This is a genomic window from Rhodococcus sp. IEGM 1379, from assembly GCF_030056815.1.
Taxonomy (GTDB): domain Bacteria; phylum Actinomycetota; class Actinomycetes; order Mycobacteriales; family Mycobacteriaceae; genus Rhodococcus_F.
Genome location: NZ_JASHKR010000008.1, coordinates 1 through 21,171, shown reverse-complemented (window position 1 = coordinate 21,171; position 21,171 = coordinate 1). Strand labels below are relative to the sequence as shown.

Annotated in this window: 23 protein-coding genes; 12 read left to right on the top strand and 11 right to left on the bottom strand. The window is 59.5% G+C overall.

The window, feature by feature from the left end; all coding sequences use genetic code 11:
- Nucleotides 1–7 precede the first annotated feature (7 nt).
- Both QM600_RS07215 and QM600_RS07210 read left to right on the top strand, forming a co-directional pair.
- Complete coding sequence (locus QM600_RS07215) at nucleotides 8–145, top strand: hypothetical protein (protein WP_283260782.1); 138 nt, start codon at nucleotides 8–10, stop codon at nucleotides 143–145.
- A gap of 12 nt (nucleotides 146–157) precedes the next feature.
- Nucleotides 158–1,522, top strand: coding sequence for an MFS transporter (locus QM600_RS07210; protein ID WP_502942906.1), 1,365 nt, complete (start codon nucleotides 158–160; stop codon nucleotides 1,520–1,522).
- Between the two features lie 130 nt (nucleotides 1,523–1,652).
- Here QM600_RS07210 and QM600_RS07205 read toward each other — a convergent pair whose 3' ends face one another.
- On the bottom strand, nucleotides 1,653–2,747 hold the full coding sequence (locus tag QM600_RS07205) for an AI-2E family transporter (protein WP_283260880.1): 1,095 nt from the start codon (nucleotides 2,745–2,747) through the stop codon (nucleotides 1,653–1,655).
- A 234-nt stretch (nucleotides 2,748–2,981) separates the two neighbouring features.
- On the opposite strand from QM600_RS07205, the gene QM600_RS07200 reads away from it, so the two are divergent.
- Complete coding sequence (locus QM600_RS07200) at nucleotides 2,982–3,692, top strand: enoyl-CoA hydratase/isomerase family protein (protein WP_283260781.1); 711 nt, start codon at nucleotides 2,982–2,984, stop codon at nucleotides 3,690–3,692.
- A 15-nt stretch (nucleotides 3,693–3,707) separates the two neighbouring features.
- Here QM600_RS07200 and QM600_RS07195 read toward each other — a convergent pair whose 3' ends face one another.
- On the bottom strand, nucleotides 3,708–6,065 hold the full coding sequence (locus tag QM600_RS07195) for an arylsulfatase (RefSeq protein WP_283260780.1): 2,358 nt from the start codon (nucleotides 6,063–6,065) through the stop codon (nucleotides 3,708–3,710).
- Nucleotides 6,066–6,327: 262 nt separating this feature from the next.
- On the opposite strand from QM600_RS07195, the gene QM600_RS07190 reads away from it, so the two are divergent.
- Nucleotides 6,328–7,206 (top strand): HAD family hydrolase, encoded by an 879-nt coding sequence (locus QM600_RS07190; protein ID WP_283260879.1) that lies wholly within the window; start codon nucleotides 6,328–6,330, stop codon nucleotides 7,204–7,206.
- 185 nt (nucleotides 7,207–7,391) lie between these two features.
- Here the strand turns inward: QM600_RS07190 and QM600_RS07185 are convergent, their stop codons facing one another.
- Nucleotides 7,392–7,580, bottom strand: coding sequence for a hypothetical protein (locus QM600_RS07185; protein WP_283260779.1), 189 nt, complete (start codon nucleotides 7,578–7,580; stop codon nucleotides 7,392–7,394).
- Nucleotides 7,581–7,743: 163 nt separating this feature from the next.
- On the opposite strand from QM600_RS07185, the gene QM600_RS07180 reads away from it, so the two are divergent.
- Both QM600_RS07180 and QM600_RS07175 read left to right on the top strand, forming a co-directional pair.
- Nucleotides 7,744–8,094: a DMT family transporter gene (locus QM600_RS07180; RefSeq protein ID WP_283260778.1), complete on the top strand. Its 351-nt coding sequence runs from the start codon at nucleotides 7,744–7,746 to the stop codon at nucleotides 8,092–8,094.
- Nucleotides 8,091–8,417, top strand: coding sequence for a DMT family transporter (locus QM600_RS07175; protein ID WP_283260777.1), 327 nt, complete (start codon nucleotides 8,091–8,093; stop codon nucleotides 8,415–8,417). The genes QM600_RS07180 and QM600_RS07175 overlap by 4 nt, the downstream gene beginning before the upstream one ends.
- Before the next feature lie 33 nt (nucleotides 8,418–8,450).
- On the opposite strand, the gene QM600_RS07170 is transcribed toward QM600_RS07175, so the two are convergent.
- Nucleotides 8,451–9,884 carry a cellulase family glycosylhydrolase gene (locus QM600_RS07170; protein ID WP_283260776.1) on the bottom strand — a complete coding sequence of 478 codons (1,434 nt, stop codon included), beginning with the start codon at nucleotides 9,882–9,884 and terminating at the stop codon, nucleotides 8,451–8,453.
- Between the two features lie 53 nt (nucleotides 9,885–9,937).
- Here QM600_RS07170 and QM600_RS07165 point away from each other — a divergent pair, with 53 nt between their 5' ends.
- On the top strand, nucleotides 9,938–10,531 hold the full coding sequence (locus QM600_RS07165; protein ID WP_283260775.1) for a hypothetical protein: 594 nt from the start codon (nucleotides 9,938–9,940) through the stop codon (nucleotides 10,529–10,531).
- A gap of 56 nt (nucleotides 10,532–10,587) precedes the next feature.
- On the opposite strand, the gene QM600_RS07160 is transcribed toward QM600_RS07165, so the two are convergent.
- Complete coding sequence (locus QM600_RS07160) at nucleotides 10,588–11,067, bottom strand: RNA polymerase subunit sigma (RefSeq protein ID WP_283260774.1); 480 nt, start codon at nucleotides 11,065–11,067, stop codon at nucleotides 10,588–10,590.
- A gap of 329 nt (nucleotides 11,068–11,396) precedes the next feature.
- On the opposite strand from QM600_RS07160, the gene QM600_RS07155 reads away from it, so the two are divergent.
- Nucleotides 11,397–12,302, top strand: a complete 906-nt coding sequence (locus QM600_RS07155; RefSeq protein ID WP_283260773.1) for a class I SAM-dependent methyltransferase — start codon at nucleotides 11,397–11,399, stop codon at nucleotides 12,300–12,302.
- Here the strand turns inward: QM600_RS07155 and QM600_RS07150 are convergent.
- The 3 genes from QM600_RS07150 to QM600_RS07140 form a co-directional block, all read right to left on the bottom strand.
- On the bottom strand, nucleotides 12,286–12,726 hold the full coding sequence (locus QM600_RS07150; RefSeq protein WP_283260772.1) for a hypothetical protein: 441 nt from the start codon (nucleotides 12,724–12,726) through the stop codon (nucleotides 12,286–12,288). The genes QM600_RS07155 and QM600_RS07150 overlap by 17 nt on opposite strands.
- 151 nt (nucleotides 12,727–12,877) lie before the next feature.
- Nucleotides 12,878–13,663 carry an oxidoreductase gene (locus tag QM600_RS07145; RefSeq protein ID WP_283260771.1) on the bottom strand — a complete coding sequence of 262 codons (786 nt, stop codon included), beginning with the start codon at nucleotides 13,661–13,663 and terminating at the stop codon, nucleotides 12,878–12,880.
- Between the two features lie 280 nt (nucleotides 13,664–13,943).
- Nucleotides 13,944–14,099, bottom strand: a complete 156-nt coding sequence (locus QM600_RS07140; RefSeq protein ID WP_243617966.1) for a DUF6131 family protein — start codon at nucleotides 14,097–14,099, stop codon at nucleotides 13,944–13,946.
- Nucleotides 14,100–14,303: 204 nt separating this feature from the next.
- On the opposite strand from QM600_RS07140, the gene QM600_RS07135 reads away from it, so the two are divergent.
- Nucleotides 14,304–15,389 carry a M48 family metallopeptidase gene (locus tag QM600_RS07135; RefSeq protein WP_283260770.1) on the top strand — a complete coding sequence of 362 codons (1,086 nt, stop codon included), beginning with the start codon at nucleotides 14,304–14,306 and terminating at the stop codon, nucleotides 15,387–15,389.
- Nucleotides 15,390–15,560: 171 nt separating this feature from the next.
- On the opposite strand, the gene QM600_RS07130 is transcribed toward QM600_RS07135, so the two are convergent.
- A complete protein-coding gene (locus QM600_RS07130) occupies nucleotides 15,561–15,926 on the bottom strand; it encodes a hypothetical protein (RefSeq protein WP_283260769.1) in 366 nt (121 codons plus the stop codon).
- Nucleotides 15,927–16,038: 112 nt separating this feature from the next.
- Here QM600_RS07130 and QM600_RS07125 point away from each other — a divergent pair, with 112 nt between their 5' ends.
- Nucleotides 16,039–17,073, top strand: coding sequence for a baeRF2 domain-containing protein (locus QM600_RS07125; protein WP_283260768.1), 1,035 nt, complete (start codon nucleotides 16,039–16,041; stop codon nucleotides 17,071–17,073).
- 20 nt (nucleotides 17,074–17,093) lie between these two features.
- Here QM600_RS07125 and QM600_RS07120 read toward each other — a convergent pair whose 3' ends face one another.
- Both QM600_RS07120 and QM600_RS07115 read right to left on the bottom strand, forming a co-directional pair.
- Complete coding sequence (locus QM600_RS07120) at nucleotides 17,094–18,029, bottom strand: MinD/ParA family ATP-binding protein (RefSeq protein WP_283260767.1); 936 nt, start codon at nucleotides 18,027–18,029, stop codon at nucleotides 17,094–17,096.
- A 513-nt stretch (nucleotides 18,030–18,542) separates the two neighbouring features.
- Nucleotides 18,543–19,241 (bottom strand): carboxypeptidase-like regulatory domain-containing protein, encoded by a 699-nt coding sequence (locus QM600_RS07115; protein ID WP_283260766.1) that lies wholly within the window; start codon nucleotides 19,239–19,241, stop codon nucleotides 18,543–18,545.
- Between the two features lie 204 nt (nucleotides 19,242–19,445).
- Between QM600_RS07115 and QM600_RS07110 the strand changes: the two genes are divergently transcribed.
- Together QM600_RS07110 and QM600_RS07105 are read left to right on the top strand one after the other, a co-directional pair.
- Complete coding sequence (locus tag QM600_RS07110; RefSeq protein ID WP_283260765.1) at nucleotides 19,446–19,973, top strand: hypothetical protein; 528 nt, start codon at nucleotides 19,446–19,448, stop codon at nucleotides 19,971–19,973.
- 111 nt (nucleotides 19,974–20,084) lie between these two features.
- The coding region (locus QM600_RS07105) for a PepSY-associated TM helix domain-containing protein (RefSeq protein WP_283260764.1) at nucleotides 20,085–21,171 on the top strand (1,087 nt) is incomplete at its 3' end.

Below are 21,171 nucleotides of genomic sequence, written 5' to 3'. Positions count from 1 at the left end.
TGTATTCATGCCTGGAGATCTGGCAGTAGTCATGGCCGTCTGGGACAGTTCACGGCAGTCAAGGGTGCTCGGCTGTGACCAGCCAGGCCGGGACGAGGAGTCGGTTGCTCGAGTCGAAGCCAAGGCCGTCAACAATTGCAGCTAAGGGCGAAGTGGGCTGACCCGCAAGATCATTCCGCATCTGCCCGAATACTTGAACGCACCCGCGTCGGATACCACGTGGGCCGTGACGGCCACATTGTTGGCCGCGTCCGTAGCGGTCCCGACGATGGGCCGGTTGGGCGACATGTTCGGCAAGCGCCGACTACTTCTGATCAGCCTGGCACTTCTCGTAGCCGGCTCGGTTATCGGAGCGCTGAGTTCGAGCTTGGTGCCGCTCATCGTCGGACGCGTGTTGCAGGGACTCGCCGCCGGTGTCATCCCACTGGGCATCAGCATCATGCGCGACGTACTTCCCCCGAAGAAGCTTGCGGGCGCCGTCGCGGCGATGGGTGCATCAATGGGAGTCGTTGGCGCACTTGGTCTCCCCCTTGCAGCCCTTATCGCTGAGTACTCCAACTGGCATGTTCTGTTCTGGACGTCGGCTGCCCTGGGCGTACTCGTGACAGCGTTGGTCGTCGTCAAGGTTCCGGAATCCACGGTTCGGACCGGCGGCACGTTCGACTTCGTCGGCGCTGTATCACTCTCAGCCGCTCTGATCGCCCTCCTCCTAGCGATATCCAAGGGCAACTCCTGGGGCTGGACAAGTACTCAAACCCTCACCATGCTCGGTTTCTCGCTGGTTGCGTTTGTCATCTGGGGATGGTGGGAACTGCGAACCCCTCAGCCACTGGTCAACCTGCGAGTGTCCGTACGTCCACAGGTACTGTTCACCAACCTCGCATCCATCGTCTTCGGGTTTGCGATGTTCGCCCTGAGTATGGTTTTCCCGCAGATTGTTCAGCTGCCCGAAGCTACCGGCTTCGGACTGGGCGGGTCCATGCTTGCCGCAGGCCTGGTTATGGCGCCGTCCGGCATCGTCATGATGTTGATCGCGCCCGTCTCCTCCCGCATCACCAACTTGTACGGTCCCAAAATCACCCTCATGATCGGCGCCGTTGTAGTCGCGGTCGGTTACGTAATCGGCGTCTTCGCCATGCATTCGATCTGGCAGCTGGTCATGATCGCAATCATCACCGGTGCAGGTACCGGAATGGCCTACGGCGCAATGCCTGCCCTCATCATGGGCGCCGTTCCACTATCGGAAACCGGTGCAGCCAACAGTTTCAACACACTGATGCGCTCACTGGGAACGTCGTTCGCCAGCGCTATTGCCGGCGTTGTCATCGCCCAAATGACGATGACGCTCGGCAGCGCAACGCTGCCTTCCGAAAACGCTTTCCGTGTGATCATGGCTCTGGCCGCAGGATCCGCGATTATCGCTCTCATCGTGTCCTCGTTCATTCCCAAGTTCCAAAAACCGAACGCCACCAAGGAAACTCACGACAACTCAGCCGTGAGGGAACCTGCCACCGCGAACTGAATTCCAACCGAGGACAGATAGACGTTCCGAGCAGTTTGATTGACCGGGCCGCTGACGAGAATTCCGTCAGCGACCTGTTCCATCACGGAGGTGCCGCTCCACCACGGCCGGATCAATCCAATCGCTGCGCTCAGGACGCGTCGAGTCGAGGGAACAGAGTCTCCCTCGCCAGCAGAAGGAGTGCCGCAGCGATCGGAATCGCCAGTAGCGCACCGACAATCCCCATCAACGCCCCACCCAGCAGTACCGCAACAACGGTAACCAGCGCTGGGACCGCAACCGTCTTGCCGATGATTTTCGGGACCAATAGATAGTCCTCGATCAGACGAAGCGCGATGAAGAATCCGACCGTCGCCACTGCTGTCGGTACCGAGACTGTCAGCGAAACCAACGCAACGATCACACCGGCAACGGTGGAACCGACGACGGGGATGAGATCGAGTAGGGCAACGAGGAGGGCGAGGATCAGCGGGTAGGGCACATCGAAAAGCAATAGCCATCCGAATGTGCACCCCGCTGTGATGGCGGAGATCAACAGGTTGCCGAGGACGTAACCACCGACGCCGGCCAGTATCTGATCTCCGATCACAATTGCTCGGGGTCGACGCGAATGCGGTACCAGGCGATACAGATTCGTTCTGATTCGCGGAAAGTCGATCAGGAAGTACGCGGTCAGTACGACGACGATTCCAGTGTCGGTGACAGCGCTGAATACCACTCGCCCGGCACCGAGCAGACCTGTCACCAGAGTGGAACTCGAGCCCTCCAGTTCCGTCGTGAGGCGGTCCTGGAGGTGGTATTTCTCGTCGAACTCCCCGATGATCGGGTACTGGACCCGAATATGTGTGAATAGATCCGGGGCGTAGGAGACGAACTGACGACCCTGGTCGAGGAGGGGCACGATAGCGGCAACAAGAAATGCCACCAGCATCGCGGCAAGGCTCAGAAGCACCACGGTGACTGCGAGCCAACGGGGCATCGCCTTCCCCACCAGCCAGGCCACAACCGGTTCGATACCGATCGCGAGAAACAGTGCAACAACGATCAATACAAGCATTCCCCGCGCAGCCAGCAGTATCTCGATCAATGCGTAGGTCACCGCGACTCCGGCGGCTGCAGTCAGGCCTATGAAGAACGGTGATCGACGATCGAATCTGGGACCTGGTTCGCCGAGCGGTCGCACAGGTGTGGCGAGGGCTGCGGCCTGGCGTTCGGCCTCTGCCATCCGGTCGACAGCTTCATCTGCGCGAGCCTCGGCTTGACGGTTGGCTTCCGGCACTTCGTCGTCGGCCGGTCTCGCGCCGATCGGATTCACACGACACCACCCAAGGTAAGCACGGACATCCAGCGAGACAGTGGATACCCCGGCCAGGGTGCTTCAACCGTCGGCAACTTTCATTGCACCCAAATAGTCCTCAACTCGAGATATTTTCGCGCGACGTCAGTATTGTCGCCCGATATGCCGTATTTGGAACGCGACGAAGATGTCTTCATCCTGAATTTCGGAAACACCGGAGAACGCGATACCCCCAATCCATTTCATCCGGACTGGCTCGATACCGTCGACGCCCTGCTCGACGAGGTCGAGGCCCACACCGGCCCGTGCGCCTTGGTCACGACAGCCACCGGAAAGTTCTATTCCACCGGACTGGACACGGCCTGGATCCTCCAGAACACCGACCAGGCAAACCAGTACATCGATCGTGTGGAGACGCTCTTCGAACGTATGTTGACCTTCCCGATGTCGACAACCGCCGCTGTCGTCGGACACGCATTCGGCGGCGGCGCAATCCTGGCAGCGTCGCACGACCACACCGTGATGCGTGAAGATCGCGGATACTTCTGTCTGCCTGGTATCACCATCGGGGCAAGTTACACACCCGGCAGCATTGCGTTGCTCGCGTCGCGGCTACCTACGCGCGCAGCGCACACTGCGCTTGTCACTGGTCGACGGTACGGCGGAATCGACGCGCTGACAGCAGGACTCGTCGATGAAGTCGCTTCCGAAGCCGACGTTCTGACCAAGGCAGTCGAACGCGCTCGCACACTGACCACCACCCGGAGCGACACTCTCGGAGAAATCAAGAAACAGTTGTATGCCGCTCCCCTTGCATTACTACACACGCCGGCAGCAGGCATCGCCGATCAGAAGATCCTGCAAGAGAACTGAATACACCGTCACCAGCTATTCACGCGAAAGCATGGCGACGGCCTCACGTTCCAGATCAACATACGGTTCACCGCTGACATCGACTGCTACCCGTTTGAGCGTTGCCCCAGTGAAGGCCCACGGCGACGCACCCGAGTAGTCGTCGGTGACGGGTTCACCGCTGTCACGTCCGGCGTTGAGACCTTCACCTGTCAGACTGAATTTGCCGGGCTGAGTACGGATTCTGCCCTCACCGACCTTGCGGTCACCGTAATAAAGGCTCAGAACCCCGCGGGCAGTTCCGGGAGGATCATCGCCTTCCTTTTCGAAAGATGCTGCCAATACCAGATTTTCACCAACCGGCAAGTCCTCGTCCGCGGAGATCGTCTGCTGTTCCATGCCTAGGAAGTTATACACGTAATGCAGCCGGTTGTTTTTGACGTACAGCGAGTGTCCACCAAACCGCCCGCCGTGCGACAACAGCACCCCGGTGGCACCCGGTTCGGCAATGTCAACGACCGCCCCGATCGAGTAGGACCGATTGCGGATGTTCACTGCCACGGATTCGGGCACCTCGGCACCACCAGGACGGTAGATGTACCGGTTGCGCGGGGGCGCGAGTTGCGGACGCGGTGTGGTGAGGATTTCGACGCCCGAGCGATCGTCAAGCGGTAGAGCCTGATTGGCTCCCGCTTCATGGAACCACAGCCCGACGAGTTCAGCGAGCCTACCGGGTTCGTCAGCGGCGAGGTCGTGGAGTTCGGAGCGGTCCACATCCGTGTGGTAGAGCTCCCAAGTGTCTTCCGGAAAGTGGCCCCACCCGCTGATGGTGGGATGAGTGGTGACCGCCTTCCACCCGTCGTGCCAGATTCCCCGGCTGCCGAGCATGGAGTAGAACTGGGTGTGCTTGGCGGTAGGGATATTTCCGGCGTCGAAGTTGTAGCGCATGCTCACACCCTGGATCGGGTGCTGGGTGTATCCCTTGACCGTCTCGGGAAGTTCGATCCCGATGCAGTCGAGCAGTGTCGGGACCACGTCGACAGCGTGGTGATACTGATCGCGAATTTCGCCGTGGGCGTCAATTCCGGCCGGCCACGAAATCACGCATGGGTCGCATGTCCCCCCGTTGAACGAGTACCGCTTCCACATCTTGAACGGGGTGTTGAAGGCCATCGCCCACCCATTGGGGTAGTGGTTGTAGGTCTCGGTGCCGCCCAACTCGTCGAGCATCGCCAGATTGTCGGCAAGGTCGTCCGGGACGCCGTTGGCAAACTTGTTCTCGTTGACTGATCCGTTGGGGCCGCCCTCACCGCTGGCGCCGTTGTCGGAAACTACAACGATGATGGTGTTGTCGAGTTGTTCGATCTCCTCGAGGTACGCGAGAATGCGTCCGATCTGATCGTCGCAGTGCGAAACGAAACCGGCGTATACCTCCGCCATCCGAGCGAACAGTCTCTTCTCGTCATCGGAGAGGGTGCCCCAAGGGCGTGTGTCGTCGAGCGGCGGAAACGGTACGCCGTCGGGTCCAGTTCGGGTAGCGGAAGTGCCGATCGGGTTCATCGTTGGAAGCTCGGTGTCTTGTGGAATCAGACCCATTTCCTTCTGCCGGACCAAGATTTCCTCGCGCATCGCTTCGTAGCCTGCGTCGAATCGCCCCTGATAACGATCGGCCCACTCACGGGGGACCTGATGCGGAGCGTGTGCGCAGCCCGGCGCGTAGTACAGGAACACGGGCCTGTCCGGCGCTATGGCTTTCACATCGCCGAGGAAGTCCAGCGCATGGTCAGTGATGTCGACACCGAAGTGATAGCCGTCTTCGGGAGTAGCCGGTTGCTCGACGGGGTGGTTGTCGTGCACCAGGTCCGGATACCACTGGTTGGTCTCGGCGCCGAGGAAGCCGTAGAAGCGCTCGAAACCTCGCCCGACCGGCCAATTCCGTTTAGTGGAAGCAAGATTCATCTCGTCTTCAGCACACAGATGCCATTTGCCGACCATCGCGGTGCTGAATCCTTGCTCGACCAGAACCTCGGCCAGAGTGGCGCATTCCGGCGGAATGTGCCCGTTCGAGCTCGGAAACCCATTCGCGGCCTCACTGATGCACGCCATCCCGTTGGTGGTGTGGTTGCGTCCTGTCAGCAGACATGACCGCGTCGGGGAACACAGCGCCGTGGTGTGCCATTGGCCGTACCGCAATCCGTTTGCCGCGATCCGGTCGATGTTGGGAGTCTCGATCGGCCCGCCGTAACAGCCAAGTGCACCGAAGCCAACGTCGTCGAGCACGATGTAGAGAATGTTCGGCGTACCGGGTGCCGCTTTCGGTTGCTCGTACGGCCGCCAGTCGGGGACCGAGTCACGAATATCGAGATTGACGACGCCGTTGAATGGTTTGGCCATGACCGGGCTCCTTATGTGTGGTCTTACTTCCAGCCTCCGCGGCCGCGTAGTCGGTGGCATCCCCCAAAACGGGTGACCGAAACCAGGCTCGCCCGAAACGGGCGATGACTTACTCGTCTCCAGACCCGATGATGGACCGGACTGGGAATCGAGAATCGTTCAACAGGAAGCCGATGATGTGAGCCAACCACTTCGGGGTACCCCGAGTTCCGACGCGCGCGATCCTCTCTCGACCTGGCATGGCTGCGAGAGCAAGCAAGCCATCGTGGACTTCGTCGATCGCGTGACCACCCGAGGTGGTCCTGACGAAGTCCCACTGGAAGACCGGATCGCAGTCTTCGACAACGACGGCACCTTGTGGTGTGAGAAGCCGATGCCGATCCAACTCGACTTCATCCTGCGCCGTCTCGTGGAGATGGCGGAACATGACCCGCAGCTCCGCACCCGCCAACCCTGGCAGGCTGCCTACACCCAGGACTATGCGTGGTTGAACGACGTAATCACCGCGCACTACCGCGGCGACGACACCACCTTGAAGGTCCTCGCTGCCGGCGTGCTGAGCGGTTTCGCCGAAGTAACCGTCGAAGAATTCGAAGCCCAGGCCGACACATTTCTGCGTTCCGCTCGGCATCCCACCCTTGATCGCAGCTACTTGACGTGCAGCTATGAACCCATGGTCGAGTTGCTGAAATATTTGAGAGACAACGGTTTCCGAAACTACATGGTCTCCGGCGGCGGACGCGACTTCATGCGGCCCATCAGCGAAGAGGTATACGGTATCCCGCGGCAGCGAGTCATAGGCAGTGGCGTGTCACTTGCCTGGAGGGACGACGGCCCCAGCGGCAATATCATTCGCAAACCCGAGGCAGACGTAGTCGACGACGGTCCTGAGAAACCGATACGGATCTGGAACCGAACGGGCCGACGGCCTCTGCTGGCAGCAGGAAACAGCAACGGGGACATTCCCATGCTGAAGTTTTCGGAGCAGCCGAACCGTCCCGCTCTACGACTTCTGGTCCTCCATGACGATCCCGACCGTGAGTTCGATTATGTAGCGGGCGCCGAAGAGGCACTCGAACTGGCCCGCGACAACAATTGGACGATGGTCAGCATCAAAGACGACTGGACCACCGTGTTCTAGCTGCCTTGAGGTTCACGCTGACTCGAGCCGACCGAAGGCCAGCTGAGGCGACTGCACGGGAACACGGAAGCCGCTGATGCCGATCGGGCGCCGGCGGCTTCCGTATACCGCGGCACGGCAACATCCCAAAGGCGTCAACGAACCGAAATCTAACTTACGCAAGCTTTCTGAGAATTCTCTGAGTGCTAACGATCCGCGATGTGGCGATCGAGCGCCTCGTCGATCACCGAATCCTCGGTGTAGAAGAACCTCGGCATCGTTTCTCCGTTGTCGGCGAGGGCCACGATCAACTGTGTCAGCCGCAAGTCGGGGTTTGCGCGCCAGAGGGCGCCGAGCTTGGTCAGTATCGGATCGATCCGGTCTGGGCTTCTCATCAATGTCCTCCTGGCGTAACGATTCTCGAGGGTGCATCAAAGTTTGCGGTGCGACCCGACGCGCAGGCCAACGAATTTCGTCGACGCCCTCGCGGCTACCATGCACTCGGCAAGGCAGATCATCGCAGCCTGACTGCTCACTACTGAAAGACGAGACACATTGATGCAGAAGTGGATACTGCTGGCGGCAGCGATTGTCTGCGAGGTCACCGCCACACTCTCACTCCGTGCCGCACTCGATCATTCTGCCTGGTACACCGTGGTGATCACCGGGTATATCGGCGCGTTTGTCGCCCTCGGCCTCGCACTGCGCACGGGAATGGGTATCGGTGTCGCCTACGGAATCTGGGGCGCCACTGGTGTCGCACTGACGGCGGTCCTCGCTACCGCCATTTTCGGCGATCCGCTCACCGGACTCATGGGACTGGGCATCACGCTCGTCATCGCCGGTGTCCTGTGCGTAGAGTTCGGGGCTCAGAAGGCGCGGGCCACGCAGCCAGGAACCATCGCGTGATCTGGCTCCTTCTTGTCGGAGCAATCGTCACGGAAGTCACTGCGACCCTGTCTCTCCGGATGGTTTCCCTGCCAGGCGCGAAGAAGGCCTGGTTCATCCCTGTTGCCATCGGCTACCTCACCGCGTTCATATTCCTCAGCCTCGCATTGCGCGGCGGCATGGCGTTGGGCGTTGCTTACGGAATCTGGACAGCATGCGGTGTTGCATTGACCGCCGTCGCCTCTCGCATCCTGTTCTCCGAACCTCTGACGAAGATCATGTGCGGAGGTTTGGCACTGATCACCGTCGGCGTCTTGTTCATCGAACTCGGTGCGGCGCACTGAGCAAGACGGAGCTTTGTCACATCTCGGCGAATATCACGCCGCGGGAGTGATCACCACGGCCTTATCCACTACATCGATGGGCCTTTTCAGTTCGAGGATGCGGGTTTCGGGGTTCCACCGCCCGACATCTGCGCCGACTACCGCACCACCGTTCGGGAAGGTCCGGGCGGGCAGGTAGATTTCGGTCGGTGCCGTGATCGATAAGTCCGGGGTGTAAGAGAATTCGAGCCGATTGCTCTCGATGACTAACACGAGCGGCTGACCTGCAATTGCCCGTGGGTACGGATTATCCAGCGCCGCAACCAGGTTACGTTCGGTTCCGTCCTTCTCGTACGGACCCCATGAACCTGGATCGCGTGACCAGTAGGCCACCCCCGCACCCATTTCTGCCGCCGTCGAGTACACCCTGTCGACGTAGTCGAGTGCCCCGGGCAATGTTGTATCCAAACCGAACTCGCCCAGAATAATCGGCACATCACCCAACGCTGCCGCTGTACTCAGGGCGTTGTCGCGCCACGCATCGACAGTGATATCCACTGCGCTCCGCGAACTACCGACGTAACCACCGCCGAGGTCCATCGGCAGCGGATAGATGTGTGGACAGTAGGCAATTCGCGGATCTCCGTCACGTCGATCGTCGACTGCGCCGAGTCCACTCGGCGTACCCCAGTTGGTACCCATGGCCTGAGGAGCCACGCATACCCAAGTGTCCTGATCGACGGTTCGGATCGCGTCGGCGGTCTTTTGATACAGAGAGGTAAGTGGTCCGGCCTCGAACACCGGGCCCTGCAGCGTGCCGCCGTACGGTTCGTTCATCAGGTCGTACGCCACCACGGCAGGATTGTCCGCAAACCGTTGCGCGACAACCTTCCAGGCGTTGGCATAGTGATCGGACAGTTCCGGATGTTGCCCGGTTGTGTTCCAGAAATTGTCGAAAGCACGAATCACCCCGGCATCGAGGTAGTACATCTCCCACATGTCGTGCTCCCCCACGGGAAGTCCGTCCATGTAGGTGGCCCACGGCGGCGCACCGTTACCCGATTGCCCACTGGGAGTGATTGCGCTCGAGTACAGATCCTGGTGCATGTCGAGCATCACCGAGTACCCACGCTCGGAAAACCAACCGACCCGCTCAGTAACTCGATCGAGGTACGCGTCGTCGTACTGACCGGGCGACGGCTCCACAGCGCGCCACGAAATCAGGAATCGAACGAAGTTGGTCCCCATGTCCGTATGTTCGCGGTCGAGGTCGACCTCCGTGAATTCGGGCATGCCGTCCGGGACGCTCTTGGAACTCGAAGCCGTATTGAATCCCCGCAAGATCAGTGCGCGGCCGGCGTCATCGGTGAGGTATGAAGCAGACGGCACCGGATCTGAGCGCACAGCGGCGCCGATCCCGCCGGCGAGAACCAGCGCACCGACAGTGGCCAACGTGACCAGCGTGCCCCTGCGCATTCCGAGTGCCACCAATACCCTCCAAAGTTGGACGATCGTCCTATCAATTGGGTTAATGTTGCGCCATGTCAGCAAACGCGGTGGCGTTTTCACAAACGACGCAGTTCCGACGCCTCCGCAGGCCTGCAGTCTCAGCTGCAGCGACAGTCACAGCAATCTCCGTGCTTCTCGGATTTTGGCCTCTCACCGGGCGTTGGCTGACGTCGATGCCGGAAGCCCTCGTTCCGAGTGCCATCGGATTGCCCTTCGCGGTGCCGCCATTGCGATTGTTCCCGTTGGGCGAGACAACCTGGATGTACTGGGCAGTCGATGTTCTTGCGGCATTCGTGATGATCGGGATCGTGTTGCTGTACCTGAATTCGTGGGCGAACCGGCACCCACAGTCCGGTCGCGCTCGCGCCTTCCTTGCCGGTGTAACCGCCACCGTCGCCGGGGCAGTGATCGGCAACGTCATTCGAATTGTGTTCCTCAGCTTTGATTCTCACCACAATTTGGCCACCTACGTCGTTGCGGTGGCAGCAACGGTGCTTGTCACGTTGATCTGGGGTGCGATCCTCGGAATCCTCACCGGAGTAGTACACGCCGCGATTCGACCACAGCAGGTAAGAGAAACAGAAGATGCCGGTTCACCGCCGGTCGCCGACTACGAAAGTGTGTAGATCCGACTTGCCAAGTCAGCCACCGAGCAACGAAATCCCGTGGTGATAGCCGGTTGTCACGGCGCCACTTCCCCATAGCCTCCGTGGGAAACACCAAGCGTTCGCAGTGCCCGGTGTTGGGCCAGCAATACCTGACTTCGTGTGTTTCCGAGTGCGATCGCTGTGTCGTCCGCATCGAGTCCGACAATCACCCGCAAGATCAGCACCTCACGTTCACCCTCCGGCAATACGTCGATCCCGGCTGGAAGTCGAGTCCTTGACTCCGCTCCCGTACGCGCGACCATCCGACTTGTCGTCGAATACACCAAGTGCAACAGAGGTTCATCCGGCGCAGCCTTGTCGGGAACCGAGTTCACGACCGCAAAACAGGCAGCATCCGCAACCGACTCCGCCTCGGCGGGATCGAGTTCGGCGCGTGCACGTTGCACCACCATCGGCCGGATAGCGAGATACAGCCCGGCCATCGACGCAGCGTTTCCACTGCGTGCCGCTGCTGCCAGGCGGTCAAGCGAATCGTGTTGCAGTGAAGGTGTCATCGCGCCTCAGCTACCTGTCTGCGTAGCAGCAGCGCGTAAAAACCCACATAGTGGTTGGGTCGCATGTAATCAGTCAAAGCGGTCAACCTGACGACCCGCTGGGACAACTCTGTCAAGTCCCTGGCACTATTGATCCGACTCGAAAGATGTTGGACTACAACAATTCCAGAGTATCTATGATACTCGCCTACGCTCACCAAATCCGCGAACCTGCCCTGGTTTCGCGACGAGCGTAGGATCGAGAATGGTCGGCGGGTAAGAGCAGACGTGCACCCACAACACTCGTGCATCGAAACAAGCGTGCACCAAAATCGAGAGGAAACTCAACGATGCGCACAGATGGAGATACTTGGGACATTGTCAGCAGCGTCGGCCTGACTGCATTGGGAGTGGCAACATTTCGAGCGATCGAATCATTGCGCCCCAATGCGCTGATCCAGGATCCGTACGCGCCCTGGTTCGTAGAGTCCGCCGGTGAACCACATTTCACCGCACTACTAGCCAGTCCGTCGTCGTTGGACGACCTGCCCTTCTCCGGCTTCATGGGGATGGGCATGGGTATCAGGACCAAATTTTTCGACGACTTTTTCCTGACTGCTGCCCGATCAGGAGTAGCTCAATCGACGATCCTTGCGTCCGGCTTGGATGCGCGGGCCTACCGACTGGATTGGCCAACCGGCACTACGGTTTTCGAGGTCGACCAACCAAAGGTGTTGGAATTCAAAGAGCGGGTACTCACCGAACACGGCGCAGAACCGAAAGCAGACCGTCGCACTGTCGCAGTCGATCTACGAGATGACTGGCCCACTGCGCTCAAAGCTGCGGGGTTCGAGCCGAGCACATCCTCCGCGTGGTCCGCGGAGGGACTCTTGGCGTACCTCCCTGGCCCCGCACACGACGCACTATTCGAACGAATCGACAAACTGTCGTCGTCCGGTAGCCGACTTGCGTTGAACTACTTCCCATCTGGAATGGATGCGCAACGATTCGCGGACATACGGGCAAAGTATTTCAGCAAGGATCCGTTCGGAGACATCGACATGGCTGCGCTGTTCTACGAGGACGAGCGTGCTGATCCGATGCAGTGGTTGACCGCGCACGACTGGTCGGTCGAGTGCCTCAATTCCATCGAATTGGCGAACATGTACGGCGAACCGATCCCGGATCTCCCACCGGAACTCGCTGACCTGGCCGAACAATCGGGATATCTCACGGCGATCAAGACCGCGAACTAGCTTGAACGCCCAGGTCCTCCATCACGATCAACGTCGGCCGTGGATATCGATTACGAGCGCACGCGTCGTCAAGAAGGTCATCGAAGGCCCTCGACAACGTGTCTTCGTCTCGAACTTGCACAAGTAGGTCCGGCGTTGTCTGCGCCTCGATCTCGATAATCAACTCCGACATCAGGATTCGATATTCACGATGGACTCGTTCCATCAATCCAACGGTGCTGTCAGCGGCCCTCCGCAGGTCGACCTCGTCACGATGACCGACGCCCAGATTGACGCACAGTCCGACCAATTTCAGATGTGGCCGCGCAATCATCGATTCCAGCACGGCGTAGGTTTCCGCCGATTCGATATCGGTCAACTCGACGCGGGCCAGGACGCATCGCGTCGTTGCACGTTCCGAAGCGAGGAAATGAAGAATAGTCATGACAGACCTTTCGTGGACCTCCGGAGTTGCGAGTACACCGGTACTTCAGCTCGCTTTCAGGACTACCCTGAAAACGTTGATCCGTACGGCTCACTGACGTCGTCTTGACGCCCAAAGGCCCATCCTGACACCGTGTTTACGCCTACAGCGTTCAGAGTGTCTTGATCAATCCGCCGTCGATCACAAAATCTGCACCTGTCACATTCGCCGCCCGATCCCCAGCGAGAAACAGCACCAGATCCGCGACTTCCTCGGGAAGCGTGAATCGACCCGTCTCCGAACCCGCTGCCGCACTGTTCACCACTTCCTGCGCACTGACACCGCTGACCTCGGCAAGCGTCGACGCAACTCCGCCGTCTGCCAGCCACAGGGCGGTTCGAACCGGACCCGGACTGACGGTATTCACACGGATCCCCTTCGAAGCAAACTCCTTCGACAATGATTTGCACAGGTTGGTCAGTGCAGCTTTTGCCGCGCTGTAGTCGATGACGGCAGGGTCGGGCAGGAATGCGTTTACCGAACTGACCGTGACAATGCTTCCGCCGCCGCGACGCTCCATCTCGGGTAGCGCTGCCCTGATCGTCCGTACCGCGGACATGAAAGTGAGATTCAGTGATGACTCCCAGTCAGCATCCGCGACACTGACAAATCCTCCTGTCCGCGGCGTCACGGCACCGACGTTGTTGATCAGTACGTCGATTCCGCCATGTTCTGCCGCAACCGCGACGAGCGTCTCCGCCCCCTTCGTACTCGACAGGTCAACCCTGACGAAGGTGATTGCGCCGGCGGCCTCGAGCGCATCGATGTCTGCCGTACGAGTCCGCGAACCCGCAATCACGTAGGCGCCTTCTTCGGCCAACGCCCGAGTTATCGCAAGCCCGATGCCTTTGCCGGCACCCGTCACGACGGCAGTCTTACCTTTCAGATGTAGATCCATCGAACCTCCGATTTACCCGACCGAATCAAACATCGAGCCGGTGGGCCATCCGTTACCAAAGCTGGGCAGAATCCAAAGGATGAATTCCAGGGTGATTTCTCTGTAAATCGCGGGCAAACCGGCAGAGCCCGTCGTACTCTCGTTGACGCGCGCTTCGGTGCGCTCGGACTCGTTGACGCTCTAAGAGATGTTGGCAAGACCTGTCGAAGGCAGGCCCCGCACTCCCATGGGGCGCAGGGCCTGTCCTCGATCCGGTACTGCAGTAGGCGTACCAGACACATCAGTAATAGTGCCGCCTCCCGCCAACTGCTCGTCCTGTCGACCCCAGCACGAACAGAATCAATCCGATCACCAAGAGAACAACGCCGATGGTCCACAGAATCGGAATGTTCACCAGGAATCCGATAATCAGCAAGATAATTCCGAGAATAATCATGGCAGTCCTTCTCAGCCGACTGGCCAGTTACGTGCGCTCGAAACGAAGGCACTGCACTGCGAGTACCCAAAATATTGGCCGTCCATACCCGCTCTGACCGGCTATTTTCTCCCGGACGACGCATGCCGAACCACAACTCTCAATTTTTCAAACCAACTAGTCGTTAGTCTTGAGGTGATTCAACAACACCGAAGCGAGGCGCACGTGACTACAGCACCAGACCGCACCAGAATCGAGTTCCCCGACATCAGTTCCCGCGCTTGGGAGCATCCGGCAGACCGCGCAGCCTTGGTCACACTCCGCACCCTTCGCGGATTCGACACGGTGCTGCGGACACTGTCGGGACTTCTCCAAGAGCGTCAACACAGGCTGATGTATCTGGCCACTGCTGTCCGCGTGGACGAACGCCAATTCCGCGACCTTCACGATCTACGACGCGATTGTGTCGACATCTTGGGAGCGGACGAAACTCCTGAACTCTTTGTTCTACAGACGCCGATGGTCAATGCCTTCACCATCGGCATGGACCGGCCGTTCATGGTAGTGACAACTGGCCTACTCGACGTAATGAATTACGAGGAACAGCGATTTATCATCGGGCACGAACTCGGACACGCGTTGTCCGGTCACGCCGTCTATCGCACCATCCTGATGCACCTGATGCGTTTGGCCGGGACCATCGGTTGGCTACCCGTCGGAGGCTGGGCGTTACGTGCGATCATCGCCGCATTACTGGAATGGCAACGCAAATCCGAACTCTCGGGCGACCGTGCCGGTCTCCTCTGCGGGCAGGACGTTCACGCCGCCATTCGAGTGCAGATGAAGTTGGCCGGCGGGTCGCGTGTGAGTGAGGTCGACATCGAAGCCTTCCTTGACCAGGCCGCTGAGTACGACTCCAGTGGAGACCTCCGGGACGGCGTGCTCAAACTCCTCAACATCGAACTACTGACACACCCATTTTCGGTACTGCGCGCCGCCGAGCTGAAGAAGTGGGTGGACAGTGGGGCGTACTCCGACGTTCTGCGCGGTAACTACCCGCGCCGCGTCGACGATGACGACGCAAAGATCAGCGACGAGTTCAAGAACGCCGCCAAGACGTACAAGCAGAACTTCGACGAATCCGACGATCCACTGATCCGGATGCTCCGCGATATCGGCAGCGGACTCGGTGGAGCTGTCGGTGCCGTGGGCAACGGCGTCGGCGACGTCGCATCCGACATCAAGGAACGCTTCACCCACTGGCGCCGGAGTTCGGAAACCAAGAATGACGAATCCAACAAAGACAACTGAACGCTGAATCCCGTAAATCGGTGCCTGACGTAAATCGGTGCCTGACACTGAAGGCAGTCAGCGTCAGGCACCAGATTTTGGCGTGTGGGTGGTGCAGGCTTCCCTCTGCACCACCCTCACGATAACCGACACTAGCAACTATCGAACAAATGTGCGACTCGGGCAGGGGGCCTACTCCGGGCCACCGTAGTCTGAGGCTGCCAAACCCAGGCTGAACAGCATCAATACCATCAGAAACCAACCCGCGCCCTGCCAGATCGGCCAGGTGCCGCCCCGTCGCCAGACCCGATACGTCTGAACGAAGGCAGCCAATCCTCCGATCAGAAAGACCGCCGACGGCGCAAATGCGAGAACACCGATGCCGGATATTCCAGATTCTGCGCCTCCCGACTGTCGGTTTACCGCGAGCGCGTCGAGCAACAGGACCGCAAGCGCTGCGCATACCACCACGATCGTGAAAATTGCAGCCCTACGGAACTCTTCGGGATCCGACCACCGCTTCTCGGTATCCGATCCGTTGCGCCGCCCAGCAGACATCGGGCACTCCCTTCACCAATCAGATTGGGTACCCCATCCTCGTGTCGGATCAACCTCGAGGGGGTACGCCTGGCAAGACAACTACAGATACGACGACAAGAGAGGAGTCGCCATGCATGCTGGGCGACTGAAGAAGGTCGGTTCGAGCGAAGGACCATTTGCCTCCGTGTACTTCGAGGACGTCAGAAACCGTGAAGATTCACGTGAGCGTTTCGAGCAGGAATGGCGGTCGATGCGAGGCCAACTGTCCAAGCAGGAGGCTCCAGCGTCGTTGATCGAACAGTTCGACAGCGTAAAAGACAACCACCACGGAATTTCCGGTCGCGCCGGCCGAGCAATCATCGTGACACCTGACGCTGTTCTGGTCGACGACATCCTGCTCGAGCCCACGACGTCGACCATTGTGACTGTCGGGTCACTGCCCTATCTGATTCCGCTGATTGCGCACGGTTACGACACAGAACCGTTCATCATCGCGAAGGTCGATCACACCGGAGCTGATCTGTGTGTTCGCGATGCGCGCGGTCGAGACGTGTTCGCCGAATCTGTGGACGGTGACGGATTTCCGGTACACAAGGCCCGGGTGGGTGGCCCGGACCGCTACATCGACACTCAATCCCTGGCCGAGGAGAATGTACGCAAGAACTTGACCCAAGCCGCAACTCGCACTGCAACATTAGCGCGCGAGCACAAGGTTCAACTGGTGGTGATCATCGGAGAAGTACAGTCGCGGAACGCATTCGCCCAGCACCTTCCGTCGTCGTTGCGGTCCGTCGAAATCGAGAGGGGGTCGCGTGCGGCGGGTTCCTCACCAACGGAGGTTGCCAAGGAAATCCGCGAACTCATCGATACGGAACGACTCCGCCGAATGGATGTGGAGACCGAACGCTTTGTGGCAGAACAGGGCCGAGACAGCAATCTGTCCGTGGACGGTACCGCCCGCGTGCTGGACGCTTTGGAACAGGGAAAGGTCGAGACCTTGCTCTTCACCGATCCCGATGACAAAGAGGTGTCCAGCGATTCCCTCTTCGCCCCCGCTGATCGCCTACTGCCGTATTTGGCGATCCGGACTGGCGCAGAGCTAGTGCAAATCGACGAACGTCTCACTCTCGCAGACGGATACGGGGCAATACTGAGACATATCTGACACTCAACTACACGCGCCGGTCATCTGGACGCGTGTTTACCCGGAGACTCGGGGAATCCGTCGGCGATAGCGGCAACCAACTCGAGGTAGGCGCGCGCTGTGCGTTTGTTCAACAACTTCAAGTCGATAGGACCACCTTCACCAAGGTGATCGTCGTACGGCAACGTGCGTACCGCCCGAACTCCTCGCTGAGTGAACACATCCTCCAGTTGATCGAGATCGAGTGACGAAGACCCGGGACGGGTCGAGTTGATCGCAACCACCGACCGACTCACCAAATCGCCGTAGCCGTGCTTGGTCAGCCAACTCAAAGTGGCTGCGGCGCTGCGCGCACCGTCCTGGGCCGTCGGGCTGACGACAACCAAAGCGTCTGCCTCATCGAGGATTCCGTACATTGCCGAGTGCATGATGCCAGTTCCACAGTCGGTGATGACGATGTTGTAGTGCACTTCGAGGATGCGGAGGGTGTCGAGATAGTCCTGCTCGTTGAACGACTCCGACGTTTCCGGATCCGCTTCACTGGCAAGGATTTCCAGTCGACTGTCCCCTTGCGAGGTGTAATAGCGCACGTCACTGTAGGTGCGAATATCTCCGTCGGCCAACAGGTCACGGACCGTCAGGTGATGTTCGCGTCGTTCCCGATCAGCCAGGGTACCCAGATCCGGATTGGCGTCGATCGCGACAATCCGATCGCCCCGAATCGACGCGAACGTGGAGCCGACGGTCTTGGCTGCCGTCGTCTTCCCCACTCCGCCCTTGAGTGAGATGAACGCAATCTTGTAAACACCACGCACAGTCTGATTAGCGCGACGAACCAACGCTTGATGTTCGAGTTCGGCCGCCGACTGCCCGGTATTGATTCGTCCGCCCGAGAGCTTGAACAACACACTGCCCAAACCTCGTTCGGGAGGACGCTTCGCGCGCTTGATGATGTCCAGATCGTCGACGGATGTCATTTCCACAGGTGTTGAGGTCCGGAAATCGGTCGGTTCTTCGCGCCGTGTCTGCCGCATTCTCTGACTGGGCAACGGCCGGGGAGGAACCTCGTCGAACTGCGGAGTGAAGGTGACCGTTCGAATCGTATTGGCATGGGAATCGTCCGTCCCGACCGATCCTGAACCGCTCCGTAGAAATCCGCCATTCGAGCCGTTGTTATCGCTGCGCACCGTTTTCCCAGTTCGAGTTCGGAATCATTCGGACATAATGTTTCGGACGCTATCACTCTGCGGCCTTGTTGCTCTGCTGTCGATACCGTGATCGAGCGCCAGTCCGTTACACCCGCAATTCGGTGACTTTGGTCCCATCGGCTGTCCAGGCCTCAGCAATTCGAGAACTCGAACCAGCTGCTGCACTTATCCGTTCGTTCCGCAATAAAATTCTCATTCCGCAACCCTCAGGCAAATTCATTGCCCCAGAACGACATAACGCGGCGGAAAGAACCAGGTTCCTCCCGCCGTGCGCTGTCACGCTCAGCTGAAACAGAATTCCGAGCTACCGAGGCTGCCGAAAATGCTTCCGAACATACTTCCGGGATTTCCGCTGCTGCAGTCTCGGATGAAAGCAAAATCGACACCTTCGACATCGTCGACACTCAGATTCACCGGAACGGAGGGCGAATCTGCACCGCATCCTGCTCCGGGCGCAACCTCGACCGTGTAGCCGTCCTTGGCCGGCTTGTACTGGAAGAAGTAGTCACCGAAATTGTCGGTGGTCGTAGACGCGATCTGGTTTCCGCCGTCGAGGAGATTGACCGTCACATCCGGCGTCCCGACGCCTTCGTCTTCAGGGCAACCCGTCACCTGACCGAAAATGCTGAAGACCTTGACCATCTCGAAGTCGATGCCTGTGGCATCGGCGGACGTCAAGTCCACCGGAGTGCTGTTGGGCACCGACCCACATCCAGCCGGGGCGTACGGACTGACCGTGTAGGAACCTGGCGGCACTCCGGCAATGGTGTAGACGCCACCGGGTCCGGTTGTCGCGGAAGCAACCTGAGTCGCTCCGTTCCACACAACCATCCACACCCCGACCGGGTTACCGAGTGGATCGCAGGTGTTGGTGAGTGTCCCGGATACCGAATGTGTCACGGGATCAGCCGACGCCACCGAAGGCAGAAAAAGACCGAGTGAAGCAACTAGAGCGAATACCGCAAAGATTCCTCGCCTCATGATTTCTCCTTGCTTGGGATATTCCGAGTTGGACCTGCCTGGTTGATCGACACCCTCATTGACGACACGCCGTAGACTAACACCCGTTTTGTACCGACTTTCCCGTTTTGTCCGGATACATTGAAGGGTTTTGTCATCAGGACAAACGTCCAGAAATTCACGGCGCTACTAGTTCCTGTAGTAGATACCGGTATCCTGTGGACCATGACCGCCGGGCCCGCAGACGTCGCGCAGTTGCGCGGGGCATTCGTGGGCGGCACATCCGGCGCCGTCAGCATCGCTGCCCACGCAATCGGCGGCGGTATGGCCCCCTCGGAAAGCGCAGTGGCCTTGTTGATCTTCGCGTGCGCGAGCGTCGGAGCGGTTGTGTCGTCCATCGACATCCGCCGCTCCCCAGCAGTCGCACTTGCACTCATGCTTGCCGCGGGTCAGGCAATAGGCCACACAACGCTGACCATCGCTTCGGAACATCAGCACGGCATTCTTCTGTCCTTTCCGATGCTCGCAGCGCATATTGCCGCCATCGGGTTCTGCGCCTTGCTGATTCGGGCAGCAGAACACGGCTATGTTGTCGCCGCATCGACAGTTGCTGTCATCGTTGCCGTCCTCCTGCATCCCGAGACCCCCGAACCCGCATCCGCCTCGATGCGCACGTACTACCGCGCCAAAGTTGTTCTGCGACAACTTGTCACTTCAGGTACCGGCACTCGCAGTCCACCGGCAATCGTGTAACTCACCTATTCCCTTATTGCTTCGCGCACGAAAACCCGTGCGCCACTTTGCTGTGCGCCTTTATTAACCTTGGGCGGTTAACAAAGGCGCACAGCGGGATCGAGTACACGCATGTCCGCACCCAAAATGGAGCGCGCGCCCGAACGCGCTTCCAATGACAGTTCTCCCCCGAAGAAAAAGCCTGGCTCCGCCAGGCCCTTGATCCTGCGTCTGCACTTCTACGCCGGAATCCTGATCGGGCCCTTTATCCTCATCGCAGCGTTGAGCGGCGGCCTCTACGCGATTGCACCCGCCATCGAGAAGATCGTCTACAGCGACTACCTCCAGACCGACAGCACCGGACAGATCGCATCGTTGAACGACCAGATCCGTTCCGCTCAGCAGTACCGCCCAGACCTCACGGTCTCTGCGGTCCGCCCTGCCGCTGAACCCGGAGAGACAACTCGGGTCTTGTTCACGGATCCGTCACTCGGCGAATCCGAAAGGCTCGCAGTCTTTGTCGACCCAGTCGTGGCCAAGTCCGTCGGCGAGTTAGCTGTGTACGGAAGCAGCGGTTCGCTGCCGGTCCGCACGTGGATTTCGCAACTCCATCGCAATCTTCATCTCGGCGAACCCGGTCGCCTCTACAGCGAGTTGGCTGCGTCATGGATGTGGGTCGTCGCCCTCGGCGGTGTCTATCTCTGGTTCCGTCGGTACCGCACCGCCCGCAATGCGCGACTCCTCACCATGGATCAAACGTCCACAGGGCGCAGGCGAACCCTGAACTGGCATGGCGTCGTCGGCATCTGGATAGCAGTTGCCCTGATCTTTCTCTCGGCAACCGGTCTCACGTGGTCGACCTATGCCGGCGAAAATGTGAGCAGCTTACGGACTGCGCTGAGTTGGACCACGCCCTCGGTGGTCAAGACTCTTGGCGACGCTCCCCCACCGGCTACGGGTGGACACGAAGGCCACGGCAGCGCCCCCGCTGCCACCGGAATGATGAACGATACCAACGTCGGTCGCGTCGACACCGTTCTCGGTATCGCGAGATACCACGGCATCACCGGCCCGGTCGAAGTGTCGATCCCCGCCAACGCGGAGACTGCCTTCACCGTCACCCAAACTCGTCAGCCATGGGTGTTCAGCAACAACACCATCGCAATTGACGGGGCGACTCACAAGGTCACCGACGAACTGTGGTTTTCGGATTGGCCTC

Coding starts and splice junctions, on each gene's coding strand:
- QM600_RS07150 (WP_283260772.1), bottom strand. CDS start 12,726: ATGACTATTCTTCATTTCCTCGCTTCGGAACGTGCAACGACGCGATGC.
- QM600_RS07200 (WP_283260781.1), top strand. CDS start 2,982: ATGCCGTATTTGGAACGCGACGAAGATGTCTTCATCCTGAATTTCGGA.
- QM600_RS07145 (WP_283260771.1), bottom strand. CDS start 13,663: ATGGATCTACATCTGAAAGGTAAGACTGCCGTCGTGACGGGTGCCGGC.
- QM600_RS07215 (WP_283260782.1), top strand. CDS start 8: ATGCCTGGAGATCTGGCAGTAGTCATGGCCGTCTGGGACAGTTCACGG.
- QM600_RS07140 (WP_243617966.1), bottom strand. CDS start 14,099: ATGATTATTCTCGGAATTATCTTGCTGATTATCGGATTCCTGGTGAAC.
- QM600_RS07160 (WP_283260774.1), bottom strand. CDS start 11,067: ATGACACCTTCACTGCAACACGATTCGCTTGACCGCCTGGCAGCAGCG.
- QM600_RS07165 (WP_283260775.1), top strand. CDS start 9,938: ATGTCAGCAAACGCGGTGGCGTTTTCACAAACGACGCAGTTCCGACGC.
- QM600_RS07110 (WP_283260765.1), top strand. CDS start 19,446: ATGACCGCCGGGCCCGCAGACGTCGCGCAGTTGCGCGGGGCATTCGTG.
- QM600_RS07205 (WP_283260880.1), bottom strand. CDS start 2,747: ATGGCAGAGGCCGAACGCCAGGCCGCAGCCCTCGCCACACCTGTGCGA.
- QM600_RS07155 (WP_283260773.1), top strand. CDS start 11,397: ATGCGCACAGATGGAGATACTTGGGACATTGTCAGCAGCGTCGGCCTG.
- QM600_RS07185 (WP_283260779.1), bottom strand. CDS start 7,580: ATGAGAAGCCCAGACCGGATCGATCCGATACTGACCAAGCTCGGCGCC.
- QM600_RS07180 (WP_283260778.1), top strand. CDS start 7,744: ATGCAGAAGTGGATACTGCTGGCGGCAGCGATTGTCTGCGAGGTCACC.
- QM600_RS07120 (WP_283260767.1), bottom strand. CDS start 18,029: ATGACATCCGTCGACGATCTGGACATCATCAAGCGCGCGAAGCGTCCT.
- QM600_RS07115 (WP_283260766.1), bottom strand. CDS start 19,241: ATGAGGCGAGGAATCTTTGCGGTATTCGCTCTAGTTGCTTCACTCGGT.
- QM600_RS07130 (WP_283260769.1), bottom strand. CDS start 15,926: ATGTCTGCTGGGCGGCGCAACGGATCGGATACCGAGAAGCGGTGGTCG.
- QM600_RS07195 (WP_283260780.1), bottom strand. CDS start 6,065: ATGGCCAAACCATTCAACGGCGTCGTCAATCTCGATATTCGTGACTCG.
- QM600_RS07125 (WP_283260768.1), top strand. CDS start 16,039: ATGCATGCTGGGCGACTGAAGAAGGTCGGTTCGAGCGAAGGACCATTT.